This window comes from Streptomyces sp. NBC_00989 (genome assembly GCF_045162655.1).
Classification (GTDB): domain Bacteria; phylum Actinomycetota; class Actinomycetes; order Streptomycetales; family Streptomycetaceae; genus Streptomyces.
Map to the genome: position 1 here is coordinate 4,103,192 of NZ_CP108728.1, position 19,921 is coordinate 4,123,112.

18 protein-coding genes are annotated in these 19,921 nt (G+C 68.5%); all 18 read right to left on the bottom strand.

The genetic code is table 11. The features are described from left to right. Positions 1-21: 21 nt before the first annotated feature. Positions 22-1,458, bottom strand: coding sequence for a F0F1 ATP synthase subunit beta (atpD, locus tag OG714_RS17555; RefSeq protein WP_019060726.1), 1,437 nt, complete (start codon positions 1,456-1,458; stop codon positions 22-24). Next, complete coding sequence (locus OG714_RS17560; protein ID WP_406122048.1) at positions 1,458-2,372, bottom strand: F0F1 ATP synthase subunit gamma; 915 nt, start codon at positions 2,370-2,372, stop codon at positions 1,458-1,460. The genes atpD and OG714_RS17560 overlap by 1 nt, the downstream gene beginning before the upstream one ends. Before the next feature lie 20 nt (positions 2,373-2,392). Next, on the bottom strand, positions 2,393-3,982 hold the full coding sequence (gene atpA, locus OG714_RS17565; protein ID WP_406122050.1) for a F0F1 ATP synthase subunit alpha: 1,590 nt from the start codon (positions 3,980-3,982) through the stop codon (positions 2,393-2,395). A gap of 131 nt (positions 3,983-4,113) precedes the next feature. Then, entirely contained in the window at positions 4,114-4,929 is an 816-nt protein-coding gene (locus tag OG714_RS17570) for a F0F1 ATP synthase subunit delta (RefSeq protein WP_406122052.1), read from the bottom strand. Further along, positions 4,926-5,468: a F0F1 ATP synthase subunit B gene (locus OG714_RS17575; RefSeq protein WP_200679770.1), complete on the bottom strand. Its 543-nt coding sequence runs from the start codon at positions 5,466-5,468 to the stop codon at positions 4,926-4,928. The genes OG714_RS17570 and OG714_RS17575 overlap by 4 nt, the downstream gene beginning before the upstream one ends. A gap of 41 nt (positions 5,469-5,509) precedes the next feature. Beyond that, positions 5,510-5,746, bottom strand: coding sequence for a F0F1 ATP synthase subunit C (locus OG714_RS17580; protein WP_067273352.1), 237 nt, complete (start codon positions 5,744-5,746; stop codon positions 5,510-5,512). 75 nt (positions 5,747-5,821) lie between these two features. Further along, complete coding sequence (gene atpB / locus OG714_RS17585) at positions 5,822-6,658, bottom strand: F0F1 ATP synthase subunit A (RefSeq protein WP_406131857.1); 837 nt, start codon at positions 6,656-6,658, stop codon at positions 5,822-5,824. A 210-nt stretch (positions 6,659-6,868) separates the two neighbouring features. After that, positions 6,869-7,282 carry a hypothetical protein gene (locus OG714_RS17590; RefSeq protein ID WP_406122053.1) on the bottom strand — a complete coding sequence of 138 codons (414 nt, stop codon included), beginning with the start codon at positions 7,280-7,282 and terminating at the stop codon, positions 6,869-6,871. Between the two features lie 294 nt (positions 7,283-7,576). Continuing rightward, on the bottom strand, positions 7,577-8,896 hold the full coding sequence (locus OG714_RS17595) for an MraY family glycosyltransferase (RefSeq protein WP_406122055.1): 1,320 nt from the start codon (positions 8,894-8,896) through the stop codon (positions 7,577-7,579). A 129-nt stretch (positions 8,897-9,025) separates the two neighbouring features. Beyond that, entirely contained in the window at positions 9,026-10,264 is a 1,239-nt protein-coding gene (gene glyA, locus OG714_RS17600) for a serine hydroxymethyltransferase (protein WP_406122057.1), read from the bottom strand. Positions 10,265-10,336: 72 nt separating this feature from the next. Next, positions 10,337-11,005, bottom strand: a complete 669-nt coding sequence (locus OG714_RS17605; RefSeq protein ID WP_026150979.1) for a low molecular weight phosphatase family protein — start codon at positions 11,003-11,005, stop codon at positions 10,337-10,339. Next, positions 11,002-11,649: an L-threonylcarbamoyladenylate synthase gene (locus OG714_RS17610; RefSeq protein WP_019060715.1), complete on the bottom strand. Its 648-nt coding sequence runs from the start codon at positions 11,647-11,649 to the stop codon at positions 11,002-11,004. Before OG714_RS17610 ends, OG714_RS17605 begins: the two co-directional genes overlap by 4 nt. A gap of 55 nt (positions 11,650-11,704) precedes the next feature. Further along, a complete protein-coding gene (gene prmC, locus OG714_RS17615) occupies positions 11,705-12,550 on the bottom strand; it encodes a peptide chain release factor N(5)-glutamine methyltransferase (RefSeq protein ID WP_019073183.1) in 846 nt (281 codons plus the stop codon). Between the two features lie 55 nt (positions 12,551-12,605). Then, entirely contained in the window at positions 12,606-13,682 is a 1,077-nt protein-coding gene (gene prfA, locus OG714_RS17620; RefSeq protein ID WP_366098241.1) for a peptide chain release factor 1, read from the bottom strand. A gap of 104 nt (positions 13,683-13,786) precedes the next feature. After that, positions 13,787-14,011 carry a 50S ribosomal protein L31 gene (rpmE, locus tag OG714_RS17625; RefSeq protein WP_019060712.1) on the bottom strand — a complete coding sequence of 75 codons (225 nt, stop codon included), beginning with the start codon at positions 14,009-14,011 and terminating at the stop codon, positions 13,787-13,789. A 195-nt stretch (positions 14,012-14,206) separates the two neighbouring features. Continuing rightward, entirely contained in the window at positions 14,207-15,343 is a 1,137-nt protein-coding gene (locus OG714_RS17630; protein ID WP_406122061.1) for an LCP family protein, read from the bottom strand. Positions 15,344-15,561: 218 nt separating this feature from the next. Continuing rightward, positions 15,562-17,403, bottom strand: coding sequence for a trypsin-like serine protease (locus OG714_RS17635; protein WP_406122063.1), 1,842 nt, complete (start codon positions 17,401-17,403; stop codon positions 15,562-15,564). 150 nt (positions 17,404-17,553) lie between these two features. Next, positions 17,554-19,635: a transcription termination factor Rho gene (gene rho, locus OG714_RS17640; RefSeq protein ID WP_406122064.1), complete on the bottom strand. Its 2,082-nt coding sequence runs from the start codon at positions 19,633-19,635 to the stop codon at positions 17,554-17,556. Positions 19,636-19,921 lie beyond the last annotated feature (286 nt).

Below are 19,921 nucleotides of genomic sequence, written 5' to 3' on the forward strand. Positions count from 1 at the left end.
CCCCTCAGGTGAAGCACGGGGTCAGGAGACGCCCAGCTCCTTCGCGTTCGCCTTCAGGTCCTCGATACCACCGCAGAGGAAGAACGCCTGCTCCGGGAAGTGGTCGTACTCGCCGTCGATGATCGAGTTGAAGGCCACGATCGACTCGTCCAGCGGGACGTCCGACCCGTCGACGCCGGTGAACTGCTTGGCGACGTGGGTGTTCTGGGACAGGAAGCGCTCCACGCGACGGGCACGGTGGACGGTGAGCTTGTCCTCCTCGCCCAGCTCGTCGATACCGAGGATCGCGATGATGTCCTGGAGGTCCTTGTACTTCTGGAGGACCGTCTTGACGCGCATCGCGGTGTTGTAGTGCTCCGCCGCGATGTAGCGCGGGTCCAGGATGCGGGACGTGGAGTCCAGCGGGTCCACGGCCGGGTAGATGCCCTTCTCGGAGATCGGACGGGAGAGAACCGTCGTCGCGTCGAGGTGGGCGAACGTGGTGGCCGGGGCCGGGTCGGTCAGGTCGTCCGCGGGGACGTAGATCGCCTGCATCGAGGTGATCGAGTGACCGCGGGTCGAGGTGATGCGCTCCTGGAGGAGACCCATCTCGTCGGCCAGGTTCGGCTGGTAGCCCACCGCGGAGGGCATCCGGCCGAGCAGGGTCGAGACCTCGGAACCGGCCTGCGTGAAGCGGAAGATGTTGTCGATGAAGAACAGCACGTCCTGGTTCTGCACATCGCGGAAGTACTCCGCCATGGTCAGACCGGCCAGGGCCACGCGCAGACGGGTGCCCGGGGGCTCGTCCATCTGGCCGAAGACGAGCGCCGTCTTGTCGATGACGCCCGAGTCGGCCATCTCCTCGATGAGGTCGTTGCCCTCACGGGTGCGCTCGCCGACACCGGCGAACACGGAGACACCGTCGTGGTTGTTGGCGACGCGGTAGATCATCTCCTGGATGAGCACCGTCTTGCCGACGCCGGCACCGCCGAACAGGCCGATCTTGCCGCCCTTGACGTACGGGGTCAGCAGGTCGATGACCTTGACGCCGGTCTCGAACATCTCGGTCTTCGACTCGAGCTCGTCGAAGCGCGGGGCCTTGCGGTGGATGGACCAGCGCTCGCCCGTGTACTTCTCGTCGCTGTTCAGCACCTCACCGAGGGTGTTGAACACCTTGCCCTTGGTGAAGTCGCCGACCGGGACGGTGATGCCCGTGCCCGTGTCGGTGACGGCGGCCTGGCGGACCAGACCGTCGGTGGGCTGCATCGAGATCGTGCGGACCAGGCCGTCACCCAGGTGCTGGGCGACCTCCAGGGTCAGCGTCTTCTTCGCACCGTCCAGGGCCGGGTCGGCCACCTCGACGTGCAGAGCGTTGTAGATCTCCGGCATCGCGTCGACGGGGAACTCCACGTCGACGACCGGGCCGATGACCCGGGCGACGCGGCCCGTGGCAACGGCCGTCTCAACTGTCGTCGTCATTACTTGTCACTCCCCGCGGTCGCGTCGGCCAGGGCTGCGGAGCCACCGACGATCTCGCTGATTTCCTGGGTGATTTCGGCCTGGCGGGCCGCGTTGGCAAGACGGGAGAGCGTGGTGATCAGGTCTCCCGCGTTGTCGGTCGCCGACTTCATCGCGCGGCGGGTGGCGGCGTGCTTGGAGGCAGCCGACTGGAGCAGCGCGTTGTAGATACGGCTCTCGACGTACCGCGGCAGCAGGGCGTCCAGGACGTCCTCCGCCGACGGCTCGAAGTCGTACAGCGGAAGGATCTCGCCCGAGGGCACGTCCTCCGCGACCTCTTCGAGGCTGAGGGGCAGCAGCCGGCTGTCGATCGGCGTCTGCGTCATCATCGAGACGAACTCGGTGTAGACGATGTGGAGTTCGTCCACGCCGCCCTCGGCCGTGTCCTTCTCGATGGCCTCGATGAGCGGACCCGCGACCTTCTTCGCGTCCGCGTACTCGGGCTGGTCGGTGAAGCCGGTCCACTGCTCCGCGATCTTGCGCTCACGGAAGTTGTAGTGGGCGACACCGCGGCGGCCGACGATGTACGTGTCGACCTCCTTGCCCTCGGCCTCGAGACGCGCGGTCAGCTGCTCCGCGGCCTTGATGGCGTTGGAGTTGAAGGCGCCGGCCAGACCGCGGTCGCTCGTGAGGAGCAGCACCGCGGAACGGGTCGGCGTCTCGGCCTCGGTGGTCAGCGGGTGCCGGGTGTTGGAACCCGTACCGACCGCCGTGACCGCACGCGTCAGTTCCTTCGCGTACGGCGTCGAGGCCTGCACCTTGCGGTGCGCCTTGACGACGCGCGAGGCGGCGATCATCTCCATCGCCTTGGTGATCTTCTTGGTCGCGGTGACGGATCGGATGCGACGCTTGTAGACCCGGAGCTGGGCTCCCATGAGTCAGGTCCCTTCCTACGTCACTTGGCCGCGGCCGGGGCGTCCTCGCCGAGGAGCTTGCCGTCCGAGGTCTCGAACTGCTTCTTGAACTCGGCGATCGCGTCCGCGGCGGCGGTGAGGGTGTCGTCCGACATCTTGCCGCCCTCCTTGATGGAGGTCATGAGGCCCTGCTCCTTGCGGTGCAGGTACTCCAGGAGCTCCTTCTCGAAGCGGCGGATGTCGGCGACCGGTACGTCGTCCATCTTGCCGGTGGTCGCGGACCACACGGAGACGACCTGGTCCTCGGTGGGCATCGGCTGGTACTGCGGCTGCTTGAGCAGCTCGACCAGCCGCTGACCGCGCTCCAGCTGGGCCTTCGACGCGGCGTCCAGGTCGGAACCGAAGGCGGCGAACGCCTCCAGCTCGCGGTACTGGGCGAGGTCGAGGCGCAGTCGGCCGGAGACCTGCTTCATCGCCTTGTGCTGCGCGGAACCGCCGACTCGGGAGACGGAGATACCGACGTTCAGCGCGGGGCGCTGACCGGCGTTGAAGAGGTCCGACTCCAGGAAGCACTGGCCGTCGGTGATGGAGATGACGTTGGTCGGGATGAACGCCGAGACGTCGTTGGCCTTGGTCTCGACGATCGGCAGACCGGTCATCGAGCCCTTGCCCATCTCGTCGGAGAGCTTCGCGCAGCGCTCCAGCAGACGGGAGTGCAGGTAGAAGACGTCACCCGGGTAGGCCTCGCGGCCCGGCGGACGGCGCAGCAGCAGGGACACGGCGCGGTAGGCGTCGGCCTGCTTGGAGAGGTCGTCGAAGATGATGAGGACGTGCTTGCCCTCGTACATCCAGTGCTGGCCGATGGCCGAACCGGTGTACGGCGCCAGGTACTTGAAGCCGGCCGGGTCGGACGCCGGGGCGGCGACGATGGTCGTGTACTCCAGCGCGCCGGCCTCTTCGAGCGCACCACGCACGGAGGCGATGGTGGAGCCCTTCTGACCGATGGCGACGTAGATGCAGCGGACCTGCTTGTTCACGTCGCCCGAGCGCCAGTTGTCGCGCTGGTTGATGATCGTGTCGACGGCCAGGGCGGTCTTGCCGGTCTGGCGGTCGCCGATGATCAGCTGACGCTGGCCACGGCCGATCGGGGTCATCGCGTCGACGGCCTTGTAGCCGGTCTCCATCGGCTCGTGCACCGACTTGCGGACCATGACGCCCGGGGCCTGCAGCTCCAGCGCGCGGCGGCCGGTGGTCTCGATCTCGCCGAGGCCGTCGATCGGGTTGCCGAGCGGGTCGACGACACGGCCGAGGTAGCCCTCGCCGACGGCGACGGACAGGACCTCTCCGGTGCGGGTGACCGGCTGGCCCTCCTCGACGCCGCTGAACTCGCCGAGGATGACGGTACCGATCTCACGCTCTTCGAGGTTGAGCGCGAGACCGAGGGTGCCGTCCTCGAACTTCAGCAGTTCGTTGGCCATGGCCGAGGGCAGGCCCTCGACCTTCGCGATGCCGTCGCCGGCAAGGGTGACCGTACCGACCTCCTCGCGCGAGGCCGCGTCCGGCTTGTACGACTGGACGAAGTTCTCCAGCGCGTCCCGGATCTCCTCCGGCCGGATCGTGAGCTCCGCCATCTGGGTTCCCTGCTCTCCTTGTTGGGCCCGAAGTTTCACTTGGGGGGATGGGGGGACTCCCCCCCATGACGAGGTGAATCCTCTGCACGGCCCAACTCGGGCCGCCTTACTACGTCTTTGTATGGGTGCTGCTAGCTCGCCATGCGGCGGGTGGCGTCATCGAGGCGGTCCGCGATGGAGCCGTTGATGACCTCGTCGCCGACCTGCACCCGGATGCCGCCGAGGACCTCGGGGTCCACGTCGATGTTCAGGTGCATGTGGCGGCCGTAGAGCTTCGCGAGGGCGGCGCCCAGGCGCTGCTTCTGCGGGTCGCTCAGCGGGACCGCCGTGGTGACGACCGCGACCAGGCGGCTGCGGCGCTCGGCGGCGAGCTTGGAGAGGGACTCGAGTCCCGCTTCCAGGCTACGTCCCCGGGGCGCGGTCACCAGGCGGGTCACCAGTCGCTCGGTGGCCGGCTTGGCACGGCCGCCGAGCAGGCTGCCGAGCAGCTCGCTCTTGGCCGCGGTGCCGGCGGCGCGGTCGGTCAGCGCGGCGCGCAGTCCGGTGTTCGAGGAGACGATCCGGCCGAACCGGAACAGCTCGTCCTCGACGTCGTCGAGCTCGCCCGACTGCTGGGCGGAGGTGAGGTCGGCGGTGGCCGCCAGCTCCTCCAGCGCGTCCACCAGGTCGCGGGACTGCGACCAGCGGGAGCGCACCATGCCGGACAGCAGGTCGAGGGCGGGGCCGCCGACCTGGGCGCCGAGCAGGCGCTCGGCAAGCTGGGCCTTGGCCTCGCCGTCCTGCGCCGGGTCGGTGAGGACCCGGCGCAGGGACACCTCACGGCCGAGCAGCGCGGTGACGGCGGCCAGCTCGTCGGCGAGCTGCGCCGCGTTCACGGACGTGGAGTCCGTCAGCGCGTCGAGACGCTCACGTGCGGCTGCCAGGGCCTCGCGGCTCGCTCCGTTCATCGTGCGGCCTCGGCCTTCTCCTCGAGCTCATCGAGGAAACGGTCGATCACACGGCTCTGCCGGGCGTGGTCCTCGAGGGACTCGCCGACGAGCTTGCCGGCCAGGTCGGTGGCGAGCTTGCCCACGTCCTGGCGCAGCGCCTGCGAAGCGGCCTTGCGGTCGGCGTCGATCTGCGTGTGACCGGCGGCGACGATCTCCTCGCGCTGCCGCTGGCCTTCCGCGCGCATCTCGGCGATGAGCGTGGCGCCCTGCTCCTGCGCCTCCTGGCGCAGCCGCGCGGCCTCGTGCCGGGCCTCGGCGAGCTGAGCCTTGTACTGCTCAAGCACGCTCTGTGCCTCGGTCTGGGCGGCCTCGGCCTTCTCGATACCGCCCTCGATGGCCTCGCGCCGCTCGTCCAGAACCTTGTTGATGTTCGGGAGGAGCTTCTTGGCGAGGAAGCCGAAGACGATGACGAAGGCGATCAGGCCGATGACAAGCTCAGGGATCGGCGGGACGAGAGGGTTTTCCTTCTCGGCCGCCAGAATGAGCAGCTGGCTCATGTCAGTGCCTTTCGTCTAGTGGGCTGTTGCTGATCGACTGATCAGACGCCGTAGACGAACGGCATGACCAGGCCGATGAGGGCAAGGGCCTCACAGAAGGCGAAGCCGAGGATCTGGTTGGCGCGGATCAGGCCGGCAGCTTCGGGCTGACGGGCAAGAGCCTGGGTGCCGTTGCCGAAGATGATGCCGACGCCGACGCCCGGACCGATGGCGGCGAGGCCGTAGCCGATGGAGCCGAGCGAACCGGAGACGGCAGCGAGGGTCTCAGTGGCAGCCATGCTGATTCTTCCTTATCTGTACGGACCGGCGGGGGTTGGCCACCGGACGCTAAGGGGGGTTCTGGTGGGGGGTGCTCAGTGGTGCTCGGCGAGCGCGCCCTGGATGAAGGTGCAGGTCAGCAGCACGAAGACGTACGCCTGCAGAGCCTGGATGAAGAGCTCGAAGGCCGTCATCACGAGGACCATGACGAACGAGACACCCGCGTAGGCGATGCCGATGCCGTTGAGCAGGTACCAGCTGGCGATCGTGAAGAGCAGCAGCAGGGTGTGGCCCGCGAACATGTTCGCGAACAGTCGCACCGCGTGCGTGAACGGCCGGACGATCAGGTTCGAGAGCAGCTCGATGCCCATCGCCAGCGGGAGAACCGCGCCGAGCGACTTGTCGTAACCGCTGAAGTTCTTGAAGGCACCGACGAATCCGTGCCGCTTGAAGGTCAGCGACACCCACAGGATGTAGACGATGCCCGCGAGAACGGCCGGGTAGGAAATGATCGCCGTCACCGGGAACTGGGCGACCGGGACGATCGACCAGACGTTCATCATCCAGATGAAGAAGAAGAGCGAGACGACGAGCGGTACGTACTTCTCGCCTTCCTTCTTGCCGATGGTCTCGTAGACGACACCGCGGCGGATGAAGTCGTAGCCGGACTCGGCGACCATCTGGAGCTTGCCGGGGACGACCTTCGGCTTGCGGAAGGCGGCCCAGAAGAAGCCGATGATGATGACCGAGCCGAGCAGCGCCAGCAGCATCGTCTTGTTGAAGTACAAGTTGCTGTCGCCGTCCCCCATCAGGGGCTTGAACAGGAACGAGTGCAGGCCGGGAGCCGGGAAGCCACAGCCGTCGAAGATGTGGCAGTCGGTCTCGAAGGCGAGCACCTGCGTCGGGTCAGCACTCACCGCGGGCTCCTTCAGCGTGGCGCATAGGTACGGCAACCTCGTTGTGTCGGCGCGGCGCGCAGCCGCGGTTCGGCACTGGACTGGTGTTACGGATGTGGGGGCGGCAGTGGGGCATCGAGCCTCGCGATTGAGCAGGCGTCAGCTCAGATGCCCGCGCCCGCGATGCCGCAGTTGGCACCGGACGATAGCAGGGTCGCTTACGTGCTCTTATCCCGGCCCTACCTCTCACGACGAGTGCCCCGACTTCTCGGGCTCGACGTAGAGGATTTTGGCCTTCATGTGGGCACGGGTCTGCGCGGCGGTCCAGACGATGGTTCCGGCGAGCAGGGTGAACGCGAAGGCCTTGGGATTGAACAGCGTGGTGTGCTTGAACGCGGCGAGGAAAATGAACAACAGAAGAATCTGCGCCGCGAAGAGCATGAGGCCCATCGCCTGGAACAGGTGCGGAAGCGATTTGGCAGTGCGCTGCAGAACGTAGAGCCCGATTCCCATGAAGAGGATCACGATCAGCGTCCCAACGGCTGCCCCAACAGCTCCTTCGCCGCCGGCGACCACGGCACTGACGACGGCGGCAATCGCGCCGACGGCAGCTGTGGGCACAGCGGCTTGAAGGAGAATCCGGGCGTCATTGGACGGCATGGCGGCAACTCCGCTTGCTAAGGGGGGCGTGTCGTCATGGACGAGCGTAGTCCCGGGATGAGAGAGAACCTCACGCCAATGGACCGTCGCACTACGGTCCTTCGGCTCTGTCCCGGGTTCTCGTGAACCGTATCACAAACTATTTGATGCGGTCTTTACCTAGAAGGTGTGCTTGCTGTCACACATGAGAGTGACAGTGCGCGTCTGTGCAAAATAGCGGCCAACTTGTCTGGTATAGGGAGGCTTTGTCCTCCCACGAGATGGCAACGCTTTAGTCAGATTCTTACCTTGGCGTCAGCGCGAGGACTCCGCTTTACGTCCGTCCAGCAGGCGCGGACGGGGGCCGACAGCGGTCGCCCCGTTGACTCCTGACACTCCGGTGACAACCGGAGGACGCGGGTCGCGGTCCTCCTCCGCCAGCACGGCCACGGGGTCAACTGCGGCCCTGCGACGGCGATATCGCGGCGGCACCAGGTGCTCGGCCCAGCGCGGGGCGCGCGGCGTGAAGCGCGGCAGCAGGAGCAGCAGCAGGCCGATCGCGCTCAGGAAGACGATGCCGAGGACGATCCACATCGACGCCGAGTTGACCGAGTAGGACAGCGCCCCGAACGCGATCAGCGCCGACCAGAAGTACATGATCAGCACCGCCCGGCTGTGCGAGTGGCCGATCTCCAGGAGCCGGTGGTGCAGATGGCCGCGGTCCGCGGCGAAGGGCGACTGGCCGCGCCAGGTGCGGCGGACGATCGCCAGCACCAGGTCGGCGGCCGGCACCGCGATGATCGTCAGCGGCAGCAGCAGCGGGATGTAGACCGGCACCGTCTGGTGCACCGCCGCCTTCTCGGAACCGACGAACAGCTGAAGCGCGTCCGGGTCGACCTGCCCCGTGATGGAGATCGCACCCGCGGCCAGCACCAGGCCGATCAGCATCGAGCCGGAGTCACCCATGAAGATCCGCGCGGGGTGCATGTTGTGCGGCAGGAAACCCAGGCACATGCCCATCAGGATCGCCGAGAAGAGCGTGGCCGGGGCGGCGGCCTCGATGCCGTACGAGTACCAGATCCGGTAGGCGTACAGGAAGAACGCGGCTGCGGCGATGCACACCATGCCGGACGCGAGGCCGTCGAGGCCGTCGACGAAGTTGACCGCGTTGATGGTGATGACGACGAGGGCGACCGTGAGGAGGGTGCCCTGCCACTGGGTCAGCGCCACGTTGCCGATGCCCGGGATGGGCAGCCACAGGATCGTCAGACCCTGCATGACCATCACGCCGGCGGCGATCATCTGGCCGCCCAGCTTGATCAGGGCGTCGATCTCGAACTTGTCGTCCAGGACACCGATCAGCCAGATCAGCGCCGCTCCGGAGAGCAGGGCGCGCGGCTCGTTCGAGTTCTCGAAGACCTCGCTGAGGTTGGTCAGATGGTCGGCGACCAGCAGACCGGCGCACAGACCGAAGAACATGGCGATACCGCCGAGCCGCGGAGTGGGTTCCCGGTGCACGTCACGGGCCCTGATCTCCGGCATCGCCCCGGCCACGATCGCGAACTTCCGCACCGGCCCGGTCAGCAGATACGTCACCGCGGCCGTCACGCAGAGCGTCAGCAGGTATTCACGCACAGGCTTCCCCACAGGTCTCGCTGGCCATCACAGCCCCACACCCTAGCGAGGGACGCATATGGTTGGGGACTTCCGGGTAGCGACGATGGTTGCACGTGTGGCTGTGTACCTGGGTCCGGGTACCCCCGTTCAGCCCGGATACGGCAGGAATCCACCCACAAGATCCCGCACTTCGTCACGGGTCCGCCGGGCGTCGACCCGCCCGCGCAGCACACCCGCCATCAGCGCCGCGATGCCCGCCATCTCGCCCTCCCCCATGCCCTGCGTGGTCACCGCGGCGGTACCCAGCCGCAGCCCGCGCGAGTCGCCGTGCGGCAGCGCGCAGCAGTCCAACACCATTCCTGCGGCGGCGAGTTGACCGCGCGCGGCGCGTCCGTCGACGCCGAGGGGCAGCGGATCGGCGGTGATCAGATGGGTGTCGGTCCCACCCGTCGTGACGACCAGCCCCTCCGCCGCCAGCCCGGCCGCGAGCACCCGGGCGTTGGCGACCACCTGATGGGCGTACGCCGTGAAGGCCGGGGTCGCCGCCTCGCCGAACGCGACGGCCTTCGCCGCGATGGTGTGCATCTGCGCGCCGCCCTGCGTGAACGGGAAAACGGCCCGGTCCACCCGCTCGGCCAGCTCGCTCCCGCACAGCAGCATCCCGCCGCGCGGCCCGCGCAGCACCTTGTGCGTGGTCGCGCAGACGACATCGGCGTACGGCACCGGGTTCGGCGCCGCTCCCCCGGCGACGAGCCCGATGGGATGCGCGGCGTCGGCGATGAGATAGGCGCCCACCTCGTCGGCGACCTCGCGGAAGAAGGCGTAGTCGATGTGCCGGGGATAGGCGATGGACCCGCACACGATCGCCTTGGGCCGATGCGTACGGGCGAGGGAACGCACCTGCTCGTAATCGATGAGCCCGGTCTCCGCGTCCACCCCGTACCCCACGAAGTCGAACCACCGCCCGGAGAAGTTCGCGGGCGACCCGTGCGTGAGATGCCCGCCGTACGGCAGCCCCAGCGCCAGCACGGTGTCACCGGGCCGCAGCAGCGCGGCGTACGCGGCGAGCACGGCCGAAGACCCGGAGTGCGCCTGCACGTTGGCGTGCTCGGCCCCGAACAGCGCCTTCGCCCGTTCTACGGCGACGCGCTCGGCGACGTCGACGATCTCGCAGCCGCCGTGGTGGCGGGCGCCGGGGTATCCCTCGGCGTACTTGTTGGCGAGCGGGGAGCCGAGCGCGGCCAGCACGGCGGGCGAGGTGAAGTTCTCGGCGGCGACCAGCTGGAGCGTCGTCGACTGCCGGGTCAGCTCCCCGAGCAGGATCTCGGCCAGCTCGGGGTCCTGCCGACGCAGGACATCGGCCTCAAGGACAGGGGTGACCGACATGGTGGACTCCGGACCGTCGACGGTGACGTACGTCCAATGTAGGCCCGGGACGCGTGGGGCGCGCGGCCGTTGTCAGGTCTTCGCGGGTACGCCTGTGAGGGCGGTGACCACCGGGTCGATCGCCTGGTTTATCTCGTCGCCGATGGAGCGGAAGAACGGGAGGGGGGCGCCGTACGGGTCGAAGACCTCGTCCGCTTCCGCCGTGGGGGCCAGGAGCCAGCCGCGCAGGGCCGCCGCCGCGCGGACCAGGGCGCGGGCGCGGGCCACCATGCCGTCCTCCAGGGGTGGGAGGGTCGCGGGGTCTATGGCCTTCACCAGGCGGGTGAACTCCTTCAGGGTGAAGGTGCGCAGGCCCGCCGAGTGGCCCATGGAGATGACCTGGGCACGGTGGTCACGGGTGGCCGTCAGGACCAGGTCGGCGCGGATCACGTGGTCGTCGAGCAGCTCTCGGCCGGTGAACCCGGAGGGGTCCGCGCCGAAGTCGGTGAGGACGGTCGCCGCGTTGGTCTCCATGGGTGCGCCCTCATGGCCCCACGTGCCGGCGCTCTCCACGATCAGCCCGCCCCACAGCGGGTCGCCGAGCCGGTCCGCCAGGGCATGACGGGTCAGCCGCTCGGTGATCGGCGAGCGGCACACGTTGCCGGTGCTGACGTGGAGGATGCGGAAGCTGTCCATGGGAAGCCCGAAGGTCCCCGTCACTTCCCCGTTGCCTATGCCACGCCCCGCGTCAGGGGCTGTCAATTCGCCACCTCGAGGTCGGGTACGACCTTGCGCAGCTCCTCCGCCGAGATCGCGCCCGCGCGCAGCAGCAGCGGCACCTCGCGCGTGACGTCGACGATCGACGACGGCACGTTGCCGGGCGTCGGACCGCCGTCGAGGTACACGGAGACCGAGTCGCCGAGCATCTGCTGGGCCGCGTCACAGTCCTCCGGCGCGGGGTGGCCGGTGAGGTTCGCCGAGGAGACCGCCATCGGGCCGACCTCCGTCAGCAGCTCGATCGCGACCGGGTGCAGCGGCATCCGTACGGCGACCGTGCCCCGGGTGTCCCCCAGGTCCCACTGGAGGGACGGCTGGTGCTTGGCGACCAGCGTGAGGGCGCCCGGCCAGAACGCGTCGACGAGTTCCCAGGCCAGCTCGGAGAAGTCCGTGACGAGGCCGTGCAGCGTGTTCGGGGAGCCGATGAGGACGGGGGTGGGCATGTTGCGGCCCCGGCCCTTGGCGTCCAGGAGATCGGCGACGGCCTCCGAGGAGAACGCGTCGGCCCCGATGCCGTAGACCGTGTCGGTCGGCAGGACCACGAGTTCGCCCCGGCGGACGGCGGACGCGGCCTCGCGCAGACCCGTCGTGCGGTCGGTCGCGTCGTTGGTGTCGTATCGCCGTGCCATGTCTAGCGGGCCTCCTCGTACACGTACTGCTGCGGGTCGAAAGTCGGGGCGCAGGTCACGGCGTCGCCCGGCGGGCGGTCGCGAAGCGCGGGCGGTTGTTGAGATCGGGGTGGTCGGCCGCGTCGGCCCAGCCACGCTCCTCGGTGAAGATCCACGGCACCTGACCGCCCTGGGTGTCGGCGTGCTCGATGACGACGACACCGCCGGGACGGAGAAGCCGGTGTGCGGTGCGTTCGATGCCGCGGATCAGGTCGAGGCCGTCCTCGCCTGAGAACAGGGCGAGTTCGGGGTCGTAGTCCCGGGCCTCGGGAGCGACGTACTCCCACTCCGTGAGCGGGATGTACGGCGGGTTGGAGATGACCAGGTCGACATGGCCGTCGAGGTCGGGGAAGGCGTCGAGGGCGTTGCCCTGCCGCAGGTCGACGCGGGAGCCCTCCATGTTCTTGCGGGTCCACTGGAGGGCGTCCTCGGACAGCTCCACCGCGTGCACCCGGGAGCGCGGGACCTCCTGCGCGAGGGCGAGCGCGATGGCGCCGGAGCCGGTGCAGAGGTCCACGATCAGCGGCTCTACGACGTCCATCGCGCGGACCGCGTCTATGGCCCAGCCGACCACCGACTCGGTCTCGGGGCGCGGCACGAACACGCCCGGCCCCACCTGGAGTTCGAGGTACCGGAAGAAGGCCCGGCCGGTGATGTGCTGGAGCGGCTCACGCTGCTCGCGCCGGGCGATGGTCTCCCAGTAGCGGGCGTCGAAGTCCACGTCCTTCACGGAGTGCAGCTCGCCCCGCTTCACACCGTGCACGAACGCGGCGAGCTCCTCCGCGTCGTTGCGCGGCGAGGGCACGCCGGCGTCGGCCAGCCGCTGGGTGGCCTGGGCCACCTCTGCTAGCAGCAGGTTCACGCAAGTCCTCCGTGTCGTACTCGTCCGTGCCGAACGTGCCGTGCGTGCCGTGGTGTTACGCCGCCGCGAGCTTGGCGGCCGAGTCCGCGTCGACGCAAGCCTGGATCATCGCGTCGAGGTCGCCGTCGAGGACCTGGTCCAGGTTGTACGCCTTGAATCCGACGCGGTGGTCCGAGATGCGGTTCTCCGGGAAGTTGTACGTACGGATCTTCTCGGAGCGGTCGACCGTGCGGACCTGGCTGCGGCGGGCGTCGGCGGCATTCTTCTCCGCCTCCTCCTGCGCCGCGGCGAGCAGCCTGGAGCGCAGGATACGCAGTGCCTGCTCCTTGTTCTGCAGCTGGCTCTTCTCGTTCTGGCAGGAAGCGACGACTCCGGTCGGAATGTGCGTGATGCGCACCGCGGAGTCGGTCGTGTTGACGGACTGACCGCCGGGGCCCGAGGAGCGGTAGACGTCGATGCGGAGGTCGTTCGGGTTGATCTCGACGTCGACCTCCTCCGCCTCGGGGGTGACCAGGACACCGGCCGCCGAGGTGTGGATACGGCCCGCGGACTCGGTCGCCGGGACGCGCTGCACGCGGTGCACGCCGCCCTCGTACTTCAGCCGCGCCCAGACACCCTGGCCGGGCTCGGTCGCGCCGTTGCCGCCCTTGGTCTTCACGGCGACCTGGACGTCCTTGTAGCCGCCCAGCTCGGACTCGGTGGCGTCGATGATCTCGGTCTTCCAGCCGACGCGCTCCGCGTACCGCAGGTACATGCGCAGCAGGTCACCGGCGAACAGGGCGGACTCGTCGCCGCCCGCGCCCGCCTTGACCTCGAGGATCACGTCCTTGTCGTCGTTGGGGTCACGCGGCACGAGCAGCAGCCGCAGCTTCTCCGTGATCTCCTCGCGCGTCTTCTCCAGCTCCTTGACCTCGGCCGCGAACTCCGGGTCGTCGGCGCCGAGTTCACGCGCGGTCTCGATGTCGTCGCCGGTCTGCTTCCAGGAGCGGTACGTGGCGACGATCGGGGTGAGCTCGGCGTAGCGCTTGTTCAGCTTGCGCGCGTTGGCCTGGTCGGCGTGGACCGACGGGTCGGCGAGCTTCTTCTCAAGGTCGGCGTGCTCGCCGATGAGGTCCTCGACAGCCTCGAACATCTTGGGCTCCTGAAATGCGAACGGAAGGGAAGGCGGGCGACCAAAAACGCCGGTCCCGGCACGCCTGTGGAGGGCGTGGCCGTGGACCGGCGAAATGGAGCTCGCTACTTCGTGGAGCCGGCAGCAGCCTTGCCGAAGCGGGCCTCGAAGCGGGCCACACGGCCACCGGTGTCGAGGATCTTCTGCTTGCCCGTGTAGAACGGGTGGCACTCGGAGCAGACCTCGGCGCGGATGTTGCCGCTCGTGATCGTGCTGCGGGTGGTGAACGACGCGCCACAGGTGCAGCTGACCTGGGTCTCGACGTACTCGGGGTGGATCTCGCGCTTCAAGGGTGTCTCCTAGTTTCGGGAGGGCGCCGGGTCGCTCCGCGGGTTGCGGGGCGTGAACCGGGGCCGACTGTCCAGTCTGCCAGCACTGGAGCCATCTCCCAAAACCGGGGGTTCGCGTTGTCTATTCCCCTGCGGGCCGGTGGGGGCTGAGCGCGCCCCGCGGCGGAGCCGCAAATCGACACAGCCCCGCGCCCCTTAAGAGCTTGTCACCACTCCCTTGGCTTCACCGGTCGCCGTGCCCTTGGTCGCCGCCGCCGGGATCGGCTGGTCGTTCTTCAACGCCGTCCACACCATCTGGGCCTTCGACTTCTCCACGATCACGCGGTTCGGGTTGGCCGGGTCGTACTCGACGGGCATCGTGACCATGTTCATGTTCTTGGAGCTGATGGTCTTGAGGCCGTTGGCGAAGGACGTGAGGGAGTTCACCGAGCCGAGGTCGGAGTCGGTGGTGACGGCCTTGGTGGCGGTGTTGGCGAGGTCGTAGAGCTTGGTCGGGCTGGTGAGGACGCCGATGTGCTTGACCTGGTTGACCAGGGCCTTGATGAAGGCCTGCTGGAGCTGGATGCGGCCGAGGTCGGAGCCGTCGCCGACGCCGTGCCGGGTGCGGACCAGGCCGAGGGCCTGCTGGCCGTTCAGCGTGTGGGTGCCGGCCTTGAGGTCGAGGTGGCTCTGCGGGTCCTTGATGGCCTTGGTCGTGGTGACCGGGACGCCGCCGAGTTCGTCGATGAGTTTCTCGAAGCCGGCGAAGTCGACTTCCAGGTAGTGGTCCATGCGCAGCCCGCTGATGGACTCGACGGTCTTCACCGTGCAGGCGGCGCCGCCGGTGGAGTACGCCTCGTTGAACATCACGCCGGACGCGGCGTCGTGGGTGACGCCCTTGGTGTCGGTGCACTCGGGGCGGTCGACGAGGGTGTCGCGCGGGATGGAGACCACGCTGGCCTTCTTGTGGCCCTTGTAGACGTGCACGATCATCGCGGTGTCGGAGCGGGCGCTGCCGTCGTCGGTGCCGCCGCCCAGCTTCTTGTTGGTGCCGGAGCGGCTGTCCGAGCCCAGGACCAGGATGTTCTCCGAGCCGTTGTCGACCCTGACCGGACGGTCGGTACCGAGGGCCTGGTTGATGTCGACGCTCTTGATGTTGCCGTTGAGCTTGAAGTACACGTACCCGGCGCCGGTGCCGCCCAGCACGACGACGCCCGCCGCGACCCAGGCCGTGATCAGCAGGGCCTTGTGACGCGGACTGCGGTCCTTCTTACGGCGTCCTGCGCGGTGGCGCGGGCCGTTCGTGCCGTCCTTGCCCGGTATGGCGGGCTCCGGCGTGCTCTCGGCGGACATGGGCTCCTCGCATCTCGTTCCGGTCGGTTACCCCCTGCTTTCAGGGTTCAGGCCTGGCCGAAGCGACCGATACCGCTCAATCCTCGCTCTATGGTCGCTCCGCCAGGTCAGACAGGGAAACTCGGGAAAGGGTTGCACAACGCAGAGTGCCCATCGCGTACGGCGATGGGCACTCTGCGTAGTCGCGTGAGCGGATTTCGCCCCGCTCACCTGCGATTTCAGCCGAAGATGTCGTACTGCTGGAAACCGGTGCCGAGCGACTTCGGTGTGCCGAAGATCTCGCTCGTGGCCTTGCCGGTGCCCGGGTAGAGGTAGAACGCGTTGCTCGCGTTGCGGATCAGGAGGTCGGCCTTGCCGTCGCCGGTGAAGTCACCGACGGCGTCGAAGGCGTTGTAGCTGCCCCAGGTGCGCACCTTCACGCGGGCCGCGAAGGCACCCGTGCCGGCCTTGCCGGCGCCCTTGTACAGGTAGACGGCGCCGGTGCTCTTGTTGCGGGCGAGCAGGTCGGCCTTGCCGTCGCCGTTGAAGTCGCCGTGGCCGACCAGCACGTTGTACTGGCTCCAGCCGCCGCCGACCCGCGACGGCGAGGCGAAGGTGCCGTTGCCCTTGCCCGGGTAGATCCACAGCACGCCGGCGCTGTCGACCGAGACCAGGTCCGGCAGGTAGTCGCCGGTGACATCGCCGGGGGCGATGATCCGGGTGCGGGTCTTCCAGTTGGCGAAGATCTTGGTGCTGACCCAACTGCCGTCGTCCCGCGCGCTGTTGAGCTGGAAGTGGTCCCAGTAGACCGCGCCGGAACTGATCCGGTAGACCCAGTCCTGGTAGCCGTCCCGGTTCAGGTCGGCCGACCGGACCTGGTTGACGGCGCTCCAGTCGCCCAGGGACACGCGCGTGGCCAGCGAGGTGCCCTTGGAGTCCAGCTCGTAGCCCACCTTGTTGGAGGACTTGCGGGCGTAGACGTCGGCCTTGTTGTCGGTGTAGCTCAGGTTGCCGTCGTCGACCTGTGCGTAGGCCGCGCCGACGTAGGCGCTGACCTTCGTGAAGACGCCGTAAGTGCCCTCGACGACACAGTCGTTGACCGTGCTGGCGTCACCGTCGTCGCCGCTCCAGGAGACGACACCGACGATCCGGCCGCCGACGACCAGCGGGCCGCCGGAGTCGCCGTTGCAGATGGCCGTCGTACCGGTGTCGCTGCCGGTGGCGGGCGTGCCCGCGCAGATCATGTGGGCCTTGATGACCAGGCTGCCGTAGGCGCCGACGCAGGTGGCGTCCGACTGGATCGGCAGCGTGGCCGTCTTCAGCGTCTCGGAGATGTCCTCGGTCTGGGAGCTGGTGCGGCCCCAGCCGTAGACCTTGGCGGTCTTGGCGGGCGTGCCCGTGTACGACGCCGTGTCGGTGTTCGTCGTCATCCGGATCGGGGTCGCCTTGACGGGGGCCGCCAGGGTGAGGACCGCGATGTCGTTGTCGATGGTCGTCGCGTTGTACGACGGGTGGTTCCACTGGCGCAGGACCGCGGTGGCCTGGCCGCCGTGCAGGTCGGCGTTGCCGTCGGCGTCGGTGGTCGGCAGCACGGTAGCGCTGGTGACGACGGCGCCGTACTTGGCCCAGTTGTAGCCCTTGACGCAGTGCGAGGCGGTCAGGATCTTCGACGGCGAGATGACCGAGCCACCGCAGAAGAAGCCGATGTCGTCGCTCTCGCTGGTGGTGCCCTTGTCGTCGTAGTACCAGAGCTGCGCCATGAACGGCGCGGTGTTGATGGTGGTCGTCGTGCCGCCGATGATCTTCGGGCTGACGGCCGTGCCGGTGGTGCTCGCGCTCCGGGACGCCTTCTTGGTCGTCTCCCCGGCGGTGTCGTCACCGGCCTGTGCGCCCACGATGCGCTTCTTCAGCGTGGCGAGCGACGGCTGGGCCACGACGGGCTTCACGGTCGGCGTCGGCAGCGCGGTGGCCGCGCCGGCGGACGTCGTCATCAGCGCGGCGGCCACGGCGGCGGCTATACCGGCCGCGGCGACAGGCAGGGCAAAACGTATCCTGCGTCTGTGCCGACCGGCCCCAGGCATGGGCGTACCCATTCAAGTCCCCCCTCGGGATCAGAAGTTCGGACGATTGTCGAAAACAAGTCCGAAGGGCGCGATCGTACAGCGGGCCACTGACAACGCAGAGGGCCGCCCCCTTAACAGGGGGCGGCCCTTTGATAACGCCGGCTTGTCTTAGTCGCCGTTCCCAGGAGTGGTCTTCTGGATCTGGAGCAGGAACTCGGCGTTCGACTTCGTCTGCTTCATTTTGTCGAGGAGCAGCTCGATCGCCTGCTGCTGGTCGAGCGCGTGCAGCACACGGCGCAGCTTCCAGGTGACGGCCAACTCGTCGCTGCCGAGCAGGATCTCTTCCTTACGGGTACCGGACGCGTCGACGTCCACCGCGGGGAAGATGCGCTTGTCGGCGAGCTTCCGGTCGAGCTTCAGCTCGGCGTTGCCCGTGCCCTTGAACTCCTCGAAGATGACCTCGTCCATGCGCGAGCCGGTGTCGACGAGCGCGGTGGCGAGGATGGTCAGCGAACCGCCGTCCTCGATGTTGCGCGCGGCACCGAAGAAGCGCTTGGGCGGGTACAGCGCCGTGGAGTCGACACCACCGGACAGGATGCGGCCGGAGGCCGGGGCCGCGAGGTTGTACGCACGGCCGAGACGCGTGATCGAGTCGAGGAGCACAACGACGTCGTGGCCCAGCTCCACCAGTCGCTTGGCGCGCTCGATGGCGAGCTCGGCGACCGTGGTGTGGTCCTCGGCGGGACGGTCGAAGGTCGAGGAGATGACCTCGCCCTTCACCGACCGCTGCATGTCGGTGACCTCTTCCGGACGCTCGTCGACCAGGACGACCATCAGGTGGCACTCGGGGTTGTTGTGCGTGATCGCGTTGGCGATCGCCTGCATGATCATGGTCTTGCCGGTCTTCGGCGGGGCCACGATCAGACCGCGCTGGCCCTTTCCGATCGGCGCGACGAGGTCGATGATGCGGGTCGTCAGCACACCCGGGTCGGTCTCCAGGCGGAGCCGGTCCTGCGGGTACAGCGGCGTCAGCTTGTTGAACTCCGGCCGCCCGCGCCCGGATTCGGCACCCATGCCGTTCGCCGAGTCGAGACGGACCAGCGCGTTGAACTTCTCGCGGCGCTCGCCGTCCTTGGGCTGACGGACCGCGCCGGTGACGTGGTCGCCCTTGCGCAGACCGTTCTTACGGACCTGGGCGAGCGAGACGTACACGTCGTTCGGGCCCGGCAGGTAGCCGGACGTACGGATGAACGCGTAGTTGTCGAGGATGTCGAGGATGCCCGCGACGGGGATCAGGACGTCGTCGTCGGCGACCTGCGGCTCGCCCGTGGCGCCGCCACCGAACTCGTCACGTCCACGACGGCCACGGCGGTCCCGGTAACGCCCGCGCCGACCGCGCCGGCCTCCGTCGAAGTCGTCGTCGTCCTGCGGGCCGTTGTCGCGCTGCTGCCGGTCCTGACGGTCCTGGCGGCCACCGCTCTGCTGCTGGCGGTCCTGCTGCTGGCGGTCCTGCTGCTGACCGCCCTGCTGCTGCCGGTCCTGACGGCCGCCGACCTGCTGCTGGCCGCTGCCCTGCTGCTGGCCGCTGCCCTGCTGCTCGTCACCCTTGCGGCGGTCGCCGCGGTCACGGTCCTGGCGGTCCTGACGGCCACCGCGGTCGCGGTCGCGACGGTCCCGGCGGCCCTGACGGCCGTCGTCACCCGCGTCGCCCCTGGCCTCGCCCTGCGCGGCGGCGGGCGCCTCGGCCTTCGGCTCGCTCTTCGCCTCGGCGGTGATCGTCTCGGGGCTGCCTGCCTCGGCGGTCGCGCGGCGACGACGGCGCTCAACTGGGGCGTCATCACTGGCGGGTTGGCCGGGAATCTCGATCTGCTGCTGGGCCACGGCCTTCTCGGCGGCGACCTTCTCGGCCTTCTGCTCGGCCGGGGCGGCCGCCTCGTCGCCCGTGCGGGTCTTGGAGGTGGCGCGGCGCTTCGGCTTGGTCTCGGTGGCGGTCTCGGCCTTGGCCGGAGCACCCCCGCCGGCCTGCGCGTCCTTGATGACCTCGATCAGCTGGCTCTTGCGCATACGCGCGGTGCCCCTGATGCCGAGGCCGGATGCGACCTGCTGCAGCTCGGCCAGCACCATGCCGTCGAGGCCGGTACCGCGGCGCCGCCGGGAGCCGGCACCGGTGGCAGGCGCGGAGGCGTCCGTGGCGGGCGCGGCAGCGGTCTCCTCGACACGTGCGCCCATCAGATCGGTGGTGTCGCTCACGAAGGGTCCTTCCCTGGAGCGGACGTCGGCCTGTCTGGCTCGGCGACCGGTTGTGCTGTCCGGCTTCGGTTCTTGCTGTGTGAACCGTGCCGGGGCGGTGGTCCGCCTAAGCGGCGGAAGAGATTGCTGGTGACGGCGCTTCCCGAAGCAGTGGCACCGAGTGTCTGTGTCACGTGGCTTGGTCGCACCAATTCCGGAGCGTGCCCGGCGAACCGCTCTGTGCCCCTACAGAACACGGTGCGGCTTGGGAGGCTCCCGGAAGAATGTCTGTCCCTGACGGGGACAA

Coding starts and splice junctions, on each gene's coding strand:
- OG714_RS17630 (WP_406122061.1), bottom strand. CDS start 15,343: ATGTCCGCCGAGAGCACGCCGGAGCCCGCCATACCGGGCAAGGACGGC.
- OG714_RS17610 (WP_019060715.1), bottom strand. CDS start 11,649: ATGGCACGGCGATACGACACCAACGACGCGACCGACCGCACGACGGGT.
- glyA (WP_406122057.1), bottom strand. CDS start 10,264: ATGTCGGTCACCCCTGTCCTTGAGGCCGATGTCCTGCGTCGGCAGGAC.
- atpD (WP_019060726.1), bottom strand. CDS start 1,458: ATGACGACGACAGTTGAGACGGCCGTTGCCACGGGCCGCGTCGCCCGG.
- OG714_RS17590 (WP_406122053.1), bottom strand. CDS start 7,282: ATGCCGTCCAATGACGCCCGGATTCTCCTTCAAGCCGCTGTGCCCACA.
- OG714_RS17580 (WP_067273352.1), bottom strand. CDS start 5,746: ATGGCTGCCACTGAGACCCTCGCTGCCGTCTCCGGTTCGCTCGGCTCC.
- OG714_RS17560 (WP_406122048.1), bottom strand. CDS start 2,372: ATGGGAGCCCAGCTCCGGGTCTACAAGCGTCGCATCCGATCCGTCACC.
- prfA (WP_366098241.1), bottom strand. CDS start 13,682: ATGTTCGAGGCTGTCGAGGACCTCATCGGCGAGCACGCCGACCTTGAG.
- OG714_RS17635 (WP_406122063.1), bottom strand. CDS start 17,403: ATGCCTGGGGCCGGTCGGCACAGACGCAGGATACGTTTTGCCCTGCCT.
- OG714_RS17575 (WP_200679770.1), bottom strand. CDS start 5,468: ATGAGCCAGCTGCTCATTCTGGCGGCCGAGAAGGAAAACCCTCTCGTC.
- atpA (WP_406122050.1), bottom strand. CDS start 3,982: ATGGCGGAGCTCACGATCCGGCCGGAGGAGATCCGGGACGCGCTGGAG.
- OG714_RS17570 (WP_406122052.1), bottom strand. CDS start 4,929: ATGAACGGAGCGAGCCGCGAGGCCCTGGCAGCCGCACGTGAGCGTCTC.